Source organism: Streptomyces sp. NBC_00984 (assembly GCF_045162475.1).
GTDB lineage: Bacteria > Actinomycetota > Actinomycetes > Streptomycetales > Streptomycetaceae > Streptomyces.
This window is the reverse complement of record NZ_CP108735.1, coordinates 620,298-632,985: the sequence shown is the minus strand read 5'-3', so window position 1 is coordinate 632,985 and position 12,688 is coordinate 620,298. Positions and strand designations below refer to the sequence as shown.

Annotated in this window: 10 protein-coding genes; 4 read left to right on the top strand and 6 right to left on the bottom strand. The window is 65.9% G+C overall.

Going from position 1 to position 12,688, the window contains the following annotated elements; all coding sequences use genetic code 11:
* Window positions 1-196: 196 nt before the first annotated feature.
* The 4 genes from dacB to OG520_RS42945 form a co-directional block, all read right to left on the bottom strand.
* Window positions 197-1,693 carry a D-alanyl-D-alanine carboxypeptidase/D-alanyl-D-alanine-endopeptidase gene (gene dacB, locus OG520_RS42960; protein WP_331749035.1) on the bottom strand — a complete coding sequence of 499 codons (1,497 nt, stop codon included), beginning with the start codon at window positions 1,691-1,693 and terminating at the stop codon, window positions 197-199.
* Window positions 1,694-2,281: 588 nt separating this feature from the next.
* Window positions 2,282-3,043: a DUF4097 family beta strand repeat-containing protein gene (locus OG520_RS42955; protein WP_406016765.1), complete on the bottom strand. Its 762-nt coding sequence runs from the start codon at window positions 3,041-3,043 to the stop codon at window positions 2,282-2,284.
* A 175-nt stretch (window positions 3,044-3,218) separates the two neighbouring features.
* Window positions 3,219-4,556 carry an FtsX-like permease family protein gene (locus tag OG520_RS42950; protein ID WP_406016764.1) on the bottom strand — a complete coding sequence of 446 codons (1,338 nt, stop codon included), beginning with the start codon at window positions 4,554-4,556 and terminating at the stop codon, window positions 3,219-3,221.
* Window positions 4,556-5,281, bottom strand: a complete 726-nt coding sequence (locus OG520_RS42945; RefSeq protein WP_331749026.1) for an ABC transporter ATP-binding protein — start codon at window positions 5,279-5,281, stop codon at window positions 4,556-4,558. Before OG520_RS42945 ends, OG520_RS42950 begins: the two co-directional genes overlap by 1 nt.
* Before the next feature lie 162 nt (window positions 5,282-5,443).
* On the opposite strand from OG520_RS42945, the gene OG520_RS42940 reads away from it, so the two are divergent.
* From OG520_RS42940 to OG520_RS42930, 3 genes are all read left to right on the top strand, one after another.
* Window positions 5,444-6,616 carry a sensor histidine kinase gene (locus tag OG520_RS42940; RefSeq protein WP_331749024.1) on the top strand — a complete coding sequence of 391 codons (1,173 nt, stop codon included), beginning with the start codon at window positions 5,444-5,446 and terminating at the stop codon, window positions 6,614-6,616.
* A gap of 36 nt (window positions 6,617-6,652) precedes the next feature.
* Window positions 6,653-7,318, top strand: a complete 666-nt coding sequence (locus OG520_RS42935; RefSeq protein WP_331749020.1) for a response regulator transcription factor — start codon at window positions 6,653-6,655, stop codon at window positions 7,316-7,318.
* A 193-nt stretch (window positions 7,319-7,511) separates the two neighbouring features.
* Window positions 7,512-9,110, top strand: a complete 1,599-nt coding sequence (locus tag OG520_RS42930) for an ISL3 family transposase (protein ID WP_406016763.1) — start codon at window positions 7,512-7,514, stop codon at window positions 9,108-9,110.
* A 142-nt stretch (window positions 9,111-9,252) separates the two neighbouring features.
* Here the strand turns inward: OG520_RS42930 and OG520_RS42925 are convergent, their stop codons facing one another.
* A complete protein-coding gene (locus tag OG520_RS42925) occupies window positions 9,253-10,206 on the bottom strand; it encodes a DUF5996 family protein (RefSeq protein ID WP_331749015.1) in 954 nt (317 codons plus the stop codon).
* Window positions 10,207-10,329: 123 nt separating this feature from the next.
* Window positions 10,330-10,482 carry a hypothetical protein gene (locus OG520_RS42920; protein ID WP_331749012.1) on the bottom strand — a complete coding sequence of 51 codons (153 nt, stop codon included), beginning with the start codon at window positions 10,480-10,482 and terminating at the stop codon, window positions 10,330-10,332.
* A 928-nt stretch (window positions 10,483-11,410) separates the two neighbouring features.
* On the opposite strand from OG520_RS42920, the gene OG520_RS42915 reads away from it, so the two are divergent.
* Window positions 11,411-12,451 carry a hypothetical protein gene (locus tag OG520_RS42915; RefSeq protein ID WP_331749009.1) on the top strand — a complete coding sequence of 347 codons (1,041 nt, stop codon included), beginning with the start codon at window positions 11,411-11,413 and terminating at the stop codon, window positions 12,449-12,451.
* Window positions 12,452-12,688: the final 237 nt, after the last annotated feature.

Here is a 12,688-nt window from a genome sequence, read left to right as displayed (position 1 = left end):
ACCATCACCGTCCGCAACCGACCGCAGCAGCGATGGGCAGATACTTGATGGAGCGTCAATTCTGATCGTCGGACGACAAGGCGTACGCGGTCGCACGTGACCCAACCCCCTCGCAATCGAACGCCAAGGTGACGCTCTGCGATCGCTCCCCAAGATCTGTGCCAGAACCCAGGACTCGTGATTAAAGCCAGGGAGGTTAGTTTCTCCCTTCGGGGTTCTGGTAGATGCTGGCGGCCATTGATCCCAATTGCTTGTTGGCCTTTAGCGCCAGGTCGATCGCGTCGCTGACGCTGTTGCTGGGGACCGGGACGTTGTTCACATAGATAGCGAAGACGAGACGGTGACCATTTTTCGCGTCAACGTATCCTGCAAGCGCCTTGGTGGTGAGAGCCAGCTTGCCCTTGAAAGCGCCGACCAGGGTGCCGGTCTTCGCGCGAATGTGTCCTGCGGCAGGGTCGGTGTGCGCGATGACATCCGCGAGTGATCCATCGACACCCAGGCTCGGCATAGAGTCGTAGAAGGTGCTGAAGTCGCGACTGTGGGAAAGATGCCGCAGCAACTCCGTCTGTGCGGCTGGTGTGGCCTTGTCCCCGGTCAAGCCTTGGGCATCGACGAGAGTAAACGAATTCGGGTCAATACCTGCGCCGGCGAGAAAGTTCCGCTCGATCTGCATTCCGTCGGCATAGGTGTGCTTGCCGTGATGGACTGCCATCAGCGGTGGCAAGAGGTTGGCGCCGAGATTGTGGCTGACCTTATTGATCAACTTGGCGTATTCCCTGAAGGGCGGTGACGTGTACGTCGCCGAGACAGGCAAGGCCTTCACCTCCTCCGATGACGGAAGGTCGGAGCCGGGGTTGGATCCGAGCGTCGGGGCGCTGACGGTGACGCCATTCTGCTCAAGAGCCTCGATGAGCACGGTGCGGGCAAATGCTGCGGGGTCGGGTACTTGGAATGTCGCCACGAATGGTGCGGTGGCGTCGGCGGGCACCGAGCCTCGAACCCGGATGTGCCCGGGGGCGTTGCTTTCGGTCTTCACCGTCGGCTTCGTGCCGGCGGGCGTGGTTGTGACGTTCGCGTCGACGGTGAAGGCTGCCGTCTTGGGCCGCCAGTCGACCTTCGCCGGGTTGCCGGGCGTGCCGGGCGTGATGAGCAGGTCAATGAGGTTGTCGTTGACCACCGTTGGCGTGACAGGCATCCCACCGATCGACACCGGGTCCCAGAGCCGATTGTCGATGATCACGTTGCCGTCCACTTGACGGATGCCGCTTGCCGCGACCTGACGAGCCAGGTCATTGATGCCTGCCAGCGGGTCTTCCCGGGTGATGGTTGCCATTCCCGGCACGGCGTTTGCGTCGTAGTGGTCGAAGTCGGGGACGTCCAGTTGTCCTGCTGCAGTCGTCCGTCCGCCGAGAGCCAGATCGCCGCTTCCCACCATGATCAGGTTGCCCGTGAGTCGTCCGGCCTCCGATATCGAACCGCTGTGCACGATTGGCGTACGGAAACGGTGGTCGCTGCCGAGGTCGTCGAGGGCTGCACCTACCGCGAAGGTCTTGGCTGTCGATCCAGTCATGAACTTGGATTCGGCGTTCTTCGACTGGAGGACTTTTCCTGTCTTCAGGTCGGCGACCTGCACGCCCCAGTCGCCTGTTGCCCACGGTGAGGCGTCCATGAGCTTTTGCAGCTCGGCGCTCACACCTGGAGCGTTCGGGGACGCGGAATTCGAGTGATCCTTTGAGTCATTGGAGCACGCCGACATCGTGACGGCCGCAAGGGCCGATGCCACAGCTACTGCGGCTGCGCGGGTACGCAGCCGGCGTGAGCCGTATCCAGTAGCCTCCCGCCGTGTGGTTCCCGCCCTCCGACGGACTGCGGGCCTGGGCTCCCTTCGGATGCGATTTCGCATGAGATCAGGGACTTTTATAAACATTGCGAGGATACCTTTTAATTTCTAGCGTTAAACGAGGGGGCGCCATGAATGCCGGCGGTCGTGCTTTAGGTGATCGAGATACGCCGGCGCCAGCGCATGGAGCACGATTTCAAGAACGTAATGCCAATCCGCGCCACCGATAAATTCCTTTTCTGTCTTGATGGGATAGCCAAGGAATGTTCGGGAATCAGCGGAAACCACGGGTGCGCGACTCACTGCACTGCCAGTGGCGGTGCTCGCCCAGCTGAACCGGGCAACCATCGGACTCGTCCAGTCTGGCCGAAGGGAATCGCCCGAACAATGCGGGCAGCGGGAGAGAGCATGGTAGGGAAAACCCCCGTTCCTCATATCCAACTAAGGCGCCTCCCCCTTGCCGATGACGATGTCTCCGTTACGGGTGTGAATCCTTACGGCATGGTCACTTGTGTCGTCTTTCATGACATCCACTGTGATGTCGCCCTTCTTGGCGGCCGTGTCGACTGCGTACGTCGCCTCCGGCAGGCCGAGCCGAACGTCGCCGTCCTGGCTTCGCACATCGACGAGGTCAGGTGCGGAGACGAAGTTCAGCTCGTTGTCGCCGTTCCGTGAGGCGACAGTGACCGACCTTGCGGAGATCCTGTCGCCCTCGATGGTTCCGTCGCGGCCTTCCAGATCCAGATGGGGCCCGCTGAGGTCCGACAACCGCATGTCGCCGGCTTTGGCCAAGAAATCTGCGGTGAAGCCCGTGGCTTCAACAAGACCCTTGTCATTCTCGGCAGTGATCGCGACGTCGCGCGGTACCTTCACGGTGTACTTCGCACCGCAGTTGACGGAGAGACCCGTGCAGTCCAGCGAGAGCGTGAGAACGCCCCCTTCGAGCTTCCATCCGGATTCTATTTCGCCGCCTACTTTCGTACCGCTGACCTGCCGCGTCACCCGAACGCCCTTGACATCGGCGGCTACGAGTTCCAGGTCAGCGGAGTCGGACTTCACGGTCAGGCTGTCCCCACTGAAATCAAACATTTTCGATTCCACGACTGTGTTCGCCGGGGTACCGTCCGGGCTGCATCCCGTTGCTGCGACAGCGAGGATCGCGACGCCCCCGAGGGCGAGCACAGTGTGAGGCCTCATTCTCATTGATTCATTCCTTCATAATTCTGGACATGCAGGTGACGCATGCCGTTCATGGTGGTGGTGGTTGGTTCGAAGGACGCGATCGCGTCGGTGGCGAGTTCGTTCCGTGGCGCCAGCAGGCAACCTGAATATCGGCCGGGGGATTCTGCTGTCGCAGCGGTACGGACGTCGCCCTGCTTCACGAGCGCAGAGCCCGGGCTGCGACCGTGCGCGACACACGGGCGGCTTGGAGGGCCAGAGCGAGGCAGGTGGTCACGAGCGTCACGCCGGCGAGCACACCGAGAGTCGCCCGGGGGAGGCCGTCCAGAACCCGGACGACGCTGATCTCGGCGCCCACGGCGATAGTGGCACTCGTCACCGCGATGGCGATCGCACCGAAGACGATCGCCGTCCCCGCGTAGATCACTCCCTCATAGATCGTTGATCGGGTGACCACACCTGGTCGCGCACCGGCGACCGTCACGATGGCGGAATCACGTGTGCGCTCCCGCCCGACCAGAGCGATCACAGCAAGGCCGCCGACCCAGGACACGACGAAGACCCAGCCCAGCACGACCAGGACATCGCCCAGCCCGGCGGTGCTTCCGGGCATGACGTTCCCCATGACCATGAAGAGTCCGACGAACGACAGGGAGAGGGCGAAGGGCAGCACCGTGGCGACGCTTCTCGCCGCGCGGGTGCGGCACGATTGCACGGCAAGGTGCCAGGCGACACCGCGCGAGGGCACGAGTGCGGTCCAGAACCTCATCAGAGGTGTGAGCACCCACGGCCCCATCAGCAGCAACAGGCAGATGAGAAAGAGGTCGCCGGCGAAAGCGAAGGCCGTCCGCTGTTCGATCCCGCCCTCGAGTTCGAGTCCCAGCCCGGGAATCCACATCCCGACCACACCGGCGAGGAGGCAGAGGGCGAGAACGCTGCGCGTGACGCCGGGCCGCGCCGGTGGATCGGAGAGGTCTCGGAACGCGCGCATCTCCGGTGTCTTGGCGGCACGGCGCGTGACTCCCCAGCCGCCGAGCAGACACGGAACCACCCCGGACAGCACGCTCGCCCCGACATGCCAGAGGTGGAATCCGGCCGTGGCTCCGTGCAGGTCGAGTCCCGTGGTCGTCCACTGTGCGAGGGCGGTGCTCGCGACGAGAGGGGCCAGCGGTACTGCCAGCGCGCCGGCTGCAGCGCCGAGCACGACCAGTTCCGTGCGCAGAATGAATCTGATGCGATTGCGAGGGATCCCGAGGATCGCCCACAGGGCATGATCGCGTCGCTGGGTCGTCAAGGTCAGACCGACGGTGGATGCGACGATGCCCACGGCGGCAAGCACGGTGAAGAAGACGATGTTGCCGCCGAGCGCGATCGACGCAGAGACCATCCGCGCATCACCCGCCGCCCGCGCTGTCGAGACGGCGGTGAACATGGCGATGACCGAGCCCGCTGCGCATGCCGCACCGACCACTGCGCACAGGAACGTCCACAACCACATGGACGCCTGCATCCGAATGTCCGACAGGACAAGTCGCATCACGACGCCTGCTCACCCGCTTCGTCCTCCGACTGCGCCGCGAGGACGGCATCGCTCACCGCGTGGGAGTCGCCACCAGGAATGACGGCGCGCACTTGCCCGGACCCCAGCACCACGACCTGGTCAGCACGTGCGGCCGCATGAGGGTCGTGTGTGACCATGAGGACCGTGGTTCCCTGCGCGGGAAGTGCCTGCAGCCAATCGAGCACGACGTGACCCGACTTGAGGTCGAGCGCGCCGGTCGGCTCGTCGGCGAAGACGATCCGCGGCTGATTCGCGACGACCCGGGCCACCGCGACGCGCTGGCGTTCACCTCCGGAGAGCCGGTCGGGGCGCCGCCGCGCGTGCTGGGCGATACCGAGCCTCGACATGGCGTCGCCGACCCTCGACCTGGGCACCCGATGGCCGGCGAGTCGCGCCGGCAGGGCGATGTTGTCCTCGACCGTCAGCGAGCTGACGAGGTTGTACTCCTGGAAGATGAATCCGACGTTCTCACTGCGGAATGCGGCCTGCTTGCGAGGGGGGAGCGACAGGACATCCGTTCCCAGGACCTCGATGGAACCCGCGGTCGCTTGCTCCAGACCAGCAATGCAGAGCAGAAGCGTCGACTTGCCCGACCCGGAGGGGCCGACGATGGCGGTCAGCCGGCCTTCGGGAATGTCCAGGTCGATATCGTGCAGGACGCGCGCCGTCTCGCGTCGTCGGCCCGGAACGGGGAAGTCCATATGAAGGCCGCGCAAACGGATGCACGGCGCGGAAGCAGCAGCTGAGATAGGCATGCATCGAGCTAAGCAGGGCACGGCGGGAGCCACACGGGTGCCTGCACTGCTTAAAGGTAGACCTAGGTCTACCTTTTGCGCGATCCACAGTATGTGACAATGGCGGGCATGGCGCAGATTCGTATTGCCCGGAGGGTGCTGACGGAATGCATCGCGGCAATGGCTTTTCCGATTCTGCTGCTTTCCATTCTCGTTGCGCCGGTCTCGGCCCCGGTGGTGGCGGAGACGGACCGTTCGAGAGCCCGGTGGTGCGGCGTCGAGACGATGCCCCTGAAACCCTCTGACCACAGCTGGGCCCAGTGGGTGGCACCCCGGCTGCGTTCACGGTCGATGTGGCGCACCGACCTGCCGGTTTTCGTGACCGTCGTGCTCCTGTCCGCACTGTCACTGCTGGTGGCCTTCTTCGGATTCATCGGCGCTGCCGCGTTGGTGTTCTCCCCCGTCTTCTGGCTCTTCGGCATCGCCGCGCAGGTCGGTCCATTCACCCCTGAATCCGTTGGGGAAACCCTCCTGGCGATGCCCGCAGGCATCGTTCTCGGCGCGGTCACCACTACCGTACTGACCGGCACATCATTTCTTCGCGACCTTCTCCTGCGCACCTTCTCCAGAAGCCGGGACCCGGATCTGCTCGCGAAACTGGAGGAGCTCCGGACCAGTCGGGCTTCGCTGACCGCGGCCTTCGAATTCGAGCGACAGCGCATCGAACGCGATCTGCACGACGGCGCCCAACAGGAACTCGTCGCCGTCGTCATGCGTCTCGGGATGCTGGAAGCCACGGCCACGGCCGCAGCCGCCGACCAGGAACGAATCGTGCGGCTGGCACGGCAGGCCCAGGCTCACGCGGAGCGCGCACTCGAACGGCTGAGGGACACGGTGCGCGACATCCATCCCCGTGAACTGAGCGACCTCGGTCTCATCGCCGCCGTCCGAGAGCTGGCCGCGCGATCACCTTTGCGGGTCGAATTGACCAGCACCGGCGATGACGCCCAGCTTTCGTCACCGACTGCGACCGCCGTATACTTCACGGTGTCCGAAGCCCTGACGAACATCTCGAAACACGCAGGTGTGGGAAACGCTCGGATCGACCTACGATGCGCCACGACAGACGTACACGTGCGTGTGCACGACGATGGTGTCGGCGGTGCGAGAATCGACACGGGCTCCGGGCTCGCCGGACTGCGCGAGCGAATGCGAAGTGTCGGCGGGAATCTCGAAATTCTCAGCCCACCGGGTGGCGGGACGCTGGTTATGGCGTCCGCTCCCAGCCAACCCCCATGGTGATAAATTGAAGCAGGACGTTCCCCGGGGAGGGGGGTCATGAGAATTGTTCTGGCAGATGACAGCGTGCTGATAAGGGCCGGCATCCGGGAAATCTTGACCTCCCACGCTCATGATGTCATCCGCGAATGCGAGGACGCCGACGAACTGGTTGCCGCAGTCGACGAGCTGGTGCATGCCGGAGCCGCCCCGAACATGGTGATCACGGATGTCCGCATGCCCCCCAAAAACACCGACGACGGACTGCGTGCCGCGATCGATCTGCGCTCCCGGCACCGGGACCTGCCGGTGTTGGTTCTCTCCGCCTACGTCACGGGCCCCTATGTGAGGGAGCTTCTGAACGGCCCGGGTGCCGACGGAGCCGTCGGGTACCTGCTCAAGGAGAAAGTGGGCAGAGTCGCCGACTTCCTGCGAGCTGTCGAGACGGTCTCCGCAGGTGGCGTCGTGATCGACCCCGAGGTTGTTCGCCACGTCACCCGCGCGGACTCGCCACAGGGGCCGCTTGCCCGGCTCACCGCTCGTGAAAGGGAAGTGCTCGCCCACATGGCCGAAGGGCGCTCCAACGCAGAAATAGCGACGGAGCTGTTTCTTTCCGGCGCTGCCGTGAGTAAGCATGTGGCGAACGTTTTCGTGAAGCTCGGCATGCCTCCCGACGAGGACAATCGGCGCGTCAAGGCCATTCTGGCCTGGTTCGAATACAACTGAGGATTGGCCCCGGGCACCGTCCAGCAGCTCCCACAGCTCCGTGAGCCCCGCGTCGGTGCCGCAGTTCTAGGAGGGCTCTGGCTCAACTTCTTTGACGTGGCCACTCTCAGTGACTGCTGGGCCTTTTCGAGCTCTAGGTGAAGTCGCCCGAAATTGGTCCGTGGGCAACGCAGTTGGCTGAATGTTCAGGGCTGTGAAAGAGGTCCTGCTCCGGCTCAAGGAGTTGTTGTTCCCGTCGATCGCGGACGTCGCGGTGCTGTCGGTAGACGTGAACATCGCGATAGTTCGCGTTAACGCGCAATGCACCGCCGACGGCGCCGCGTGCCCGGTCTGTGGCGCCTGGTCGAACCGGGTTCACGGTTCCTACCTGCGGTTTCCCGCTGATGTTCCCAGCGGAGGCCGACGGGTCGTCCTTCAATTGAGGGTCCGGCGATTCTCCTGCGGAAACTCGGGCTGCGCACGCCGCACCTTCGTCGAGCAGATACCTGGCCTGACGCGCCGGCACAGTCAGCGGACCGAACGGTTGCGCTCGACCCTGGCCTCGGTCGGTCTGGCCCTCGCGGGCCGGGCCGGGGCTCGCATCGCCAGCGTTCTCGGCGCTTCCGTCAGCCGTAGCACGGTGCTTCGGCTGGTTGATGCGCTTCCCGAGCCCGAGGTGGCCGCGCCGCGGGTGGTCGGTGTCGACGAGTACGCCACCCGGAAGGGCCGCCACTACGGCACCGTCCTCATCGATGTCGAAACCCGCCGCCCAGTTGACCTGTTGCCCGACCGGGAGGCGTCCAGCCTGGCGGCCTGGCTCGCCGAACGGCCGGGCGTTGAGGTCATCTGCCGTGACCGGGCGCCGTTCTTCGCCGAAGGTGCCACCACCGGTGCTCCTCAGGCGGTCCAGGTCGCGGACCGGTGGCATCTCTGGCACAACGTGAGCGAGGCTGCCGAACGAGCTGTCGCTCAGCACCGCAACTGCCTCCGCGCCCTTGTCACGGCCGCCCCCGAACCCGATCCGGAGCCTGCGCTGGAGGAAGATTCGTCTGGCTCGCCATGGCCGACCGGCCATCGTTTCGCCGACCGCACCAGGGCCCGGCACGCCGACGTCCACGCACTGCTGAAGGCCGGGCACAGCCGTCGATCGGTCCAGCGGCAGCTCGGTATGACCTGGCGGCCCGTCAAGCAGTTCGCCGATGCAGCGAGGCCGGAGGAGCTTTTCACTGGGCAGTGGCAGAACCGGCCGTCGGTCCTCGATGACTACAAGCCCTACCTGGACGACCGTTGGAACGAGGGCTGCACCAACGCCTGGAAGCTGTGGGAAGAGATCGTGCCGCTTGGCTATAAGGGCAGTTGCCAGCGCGTCCGCGCCTACCTGCACAAGAAGCGCACCTCCCCGCGACCGGTGGTCGCCCGGCCGCCCTCGCCCCGAACAGTCGCCGGATGGATTTTCCGGCGACCGGAAACCCTCCCTGAGGCCGAGCACCTGCAGCTCAAAACCGTCCGCACCCACTGCCCCGAGATCGACGCCCTCACCCGGCACGTCCGTGCCTTCGCGGTCATGCTGACCGAGCGCCAGGACGAGCGTCTTCCGGACTGGCTCGCCGCCGTCCGGCGGGACGATCTGCCCAGTCTCCACACGCTTGCCGCTGGCATCGATCGCGACCGCGATGCCGTCATCGCCGGTCTCACCCTGCCCTGGAGCTCGGGCGCGGTCGAAGGCCATGTCAACCGGATCAAGATGCTCAAGCGCCAGATGTTCGGGCGGGCGGGACACCAACTTCTCCGCAAGCGCGCCCTATTAGCGTGACGGAGAGTGGCCGCGTCACAGAAGTTGAGCCAGAGCCCGAGAAATGACGTCAGTGCATGGGACGGCCCGCCGCCCGTGAGAGCGGCGGGCCGTCGAGACGGAACCCGCAGGAGTCGGCCTTGAGGACCAATCCCGGCCTGAGTCAGCCGTGCTGGTGCTGGACGAGCGCGGGCGGTGTCCTGCTCATGTACCAACCCTCGACGCGGGGTCCGACAAGGTCGGACGGCCAGCCTGCCGTCTCGACGGCGGCATCGTAGACGGCGTCACCGAACGCCACAATGGCCTGGTGCGGGTCCGCTGTCTTCCTGAGCTTGGCCCACGGCAGACGAACCAGACCAGCGTCGGGATGCCAGGTGGCGCCCTCAACACCCCAGGACCGGCCCCCGAGACCGTCCGGCTGGGGCCAGATGTACGCGTACATGCCGACGTTCGGCGCCTTGGCATCCCCGAAGGAGAACCCCACCGACACGTACGCGTCGAGCTGGGCGTTCTGCATGAACGGCGGCCGGTGGGGCGGCGGCACGGTGGGCTGCGCCCGGTAACGCGTGGCGGACAGGTCGAAGCCGCCCCACATCACACCGACCCGGGGGCGGTGTCCCAGGAAGGGGGCCTGCCACGCCTCGAGCCCGTCAGCGGCGAGGTTCAGCGCTGTCCAGATCAGCCGGGCCGCGTGGCCGTCCCAGGTGCGTTCGACGTGATCGTCCTCGAAGCGCGGCGGGGCATCCGGAATCTCGCAGATCAACGAGCTGCGCGGTCGGTGTATCCCGAGCTCGTCTGCCGCATCGCAGAAGGACGCATAGAACATGGCGACTGATCCCCTGGACAATGGCACGGTCCGCGAGCCGGTGTCGGCCTCGATGACCACGCCACCGTCGAGCAAGCTGTAGTGCACCGTGAAGGTCACGCCTCGCTGCCGAAGGGTTGGCGTACTGAGCCCCCGGGGGGTGACATCGAGGACGATGTTTCCCCAGCCGACTTCGAAGGGCTCGTCAAGGGTGTACTTGCCTGCGACCTGTACCACCCGGTTCACGTAGTCAACCATGGGCGCCAGGTCCTCATGGACCAGCGTCGGCCACGCATTGAGACGTTCGCTCACAGAGAGCCTCCCAGCGTGTCGATATCAGCCGGAGGGGGCGTCAGGGGACGTCAAGTACCACACCCGCTCCCCCATGCAGCGACGGGTGGGCCTCGGACACCGAACGGCGATCCAGCCCAATTCTCACACGCAGGTCAGGGTCCTGCCCGCTCGGCGGCGCCGGGCGTCCGACGTGCTGGGCCAGCAGCCGCGCATCTTCATGCCGGCACGGTGATCACGCCGGATCGCCGCGTACAGCTCGGCCTTGGACATCTGCGGCGTACCGGAACTTTTCACCAGGAGCACCCCGGTGCTGCCCTGGCAAGTACCCCAGCGCTGTCAAAACTCGGGTTCTGTCTCAACTTCTCACTGGGGTACCGCCCACCGCCTCGACCCGGGATCTCCTGCGGCTTCTCTTGAGTCATGCCCTGCGGCATTTCCTGCGGTATCTGTTGCGCTCTCTCCCGGGCGTCGGGTGTTTGCGCAGGTCACCAGGCCTGTAGTGGTGTGGTCGGGGTGCTGGCATCCCCTCTGCGCACCCCCTGTCGCCCGCCTGCCGAAATGGAGAGGGAGGGGGCGGGCGGGAGTGCCTCGGGGATCGGCGGCCGGCCAGTTCCTCTCGCGCGTCGGCGGGGCCGCGCGCGCCGGTGCCCCGGTGTTCACCGCGACGGGGTGAACAGAGCGCCATGGCACCCGCCGCACCGCCCGTGCACCGCGCCCGCGCCCACTGGTTCGCCCGCACCGTCCTGGTCAGGCCGGTCCCACGCGTGGCTGCCGTCGCATGCCACCTCCCGCTCCAGCCCGGCCATCTGGCAACTCGACAGCCTCGGACGCCCAGGCGAGCACTTCGACCGGACCCCCTCCCGGCCCCGCTCCCGCCACTGCCGACGCCAGCGCTCCACCGACCGCTCGCTCACCCGAAGCGACCGCGATCTCCCTGTTCTTCGCGCCGCCCTCGAAGAGACCGACTGCCTCCGGCCGAACCCACTCCCTCGCAGCCCTCTTCACCTCGTTCAAGCCGCCGCCCTGCGCGTTTCTCCCAAGCCACAATTACCGACCAGGCCCACGCACTGTCAGGCAAATGCCCCGACATCACGCAATCAAGTTCATTAGCTGCGACCGTCGCTGATTCTGTAGACGTGATGTGATGACGGCAGGCATCCGCGTGCCAGGGGAGAGAGTGAAGGCTACGGCCTGCCGGATCGGCGGGCCCGGGGGAGGTCACATGACGGCCCAGGATTGGGCGGCGAACGATCCGACGGTGTTCGACGATCCGGAGGTGTTCATCGACCGCGAGGCGTACATCGCCCAGTTCCGCCCGGTGGAGCAGCCCGGCAGCGAGGTGAACTTCCCGCCCATCGCCAATGGCCTGGACTACCTCCTCAGTGTCATCGGGTCCTTGATCGACGACGAGGAGCGGGTCAGCGCACGTGACCTGAAGTACGCCGTGCTGCACTTGCAGGCCGCCGCCGAGGTGCTGCTCAAGTACCGTCTGCAGCAGGAGCATTGGACCCTGGTCTTCGCCGATCCGGGCAAGGCCAGGAAAGAGGAGCTGGCTGATGGGTCCCTGGCCAGCTGCACTCCCGCCCAGACGGTGGACCGACTGCGGCGTATCGTCGGGCTGCCCATCGGAGACAAGGACGCCGCCGCGCTCACCAAGCTGGCCAAGACCCGCAACGCGCTGCAGCACTACGGGCTCACCGACCGTGCCCGCGCCGTCGAGGCCCGCACCGCCGAGGTCCTGGACTTCCTCGTCCGCTTCCTGGACGAGCAGTTGCTGCCCGCTCTCTCCGACGAGGACCGGCAGCGGAGCACGCAGGACATGCGGACCATCCGCGGCGGTCTCAGCCGGATCCAGGGCTTCGTCACCCGACGCATGCAGCGGCTGCGGGCCGAGCTGGAGCCGCACCGGAACCGCACCGTGGTGTGCCCCCACTGCGACCAGTGGGCCCTGGTCGTGGCGGACGGCGACAGCAAGTGCCGGTTCTGCACGGTGCGGACCGACACGATCGACTACGTCCTCCGCCGGGACACCGGGAGCAACGCCACGTTCCGCCGGTGTCCGGGCTGCGACGACCACACGCTGGTCTCTGGCGTCCTCACCGCGGCCGCCCCGGACGTGCCGGTGGACCTGTGTTTCAGCTGCGGGAAGACTTTTCCCGCGCGAAAGAACTGCCTACGGTGCAACCGGCGCTTCCAACCGTACGACTTCGAGACCGTCTGCGCCGTCTGCCTGACCGACCGGGTCGCGAAGGAGGACCAGTGACGCAGACCGCCTCCGTGGCCCGCGCTGGGTCCAGCCGCAACCGTCGGCGGTCGCGGAATGGAACGGGGACACCGGCGTGATCCAGTTGCCGACCTGCCCGGTCTGCGGCCGGATCACGTTCGCCGGCGGGTACCGGCGCCGGGACCCTTTGTATTGCTCCGGGCGGTGTCGATCAAGGGCCTGGTGCCTCCGGGCGGCCCGTAGAACGCGGGCAGCAGCGCGGGTAGCGTGACGTCC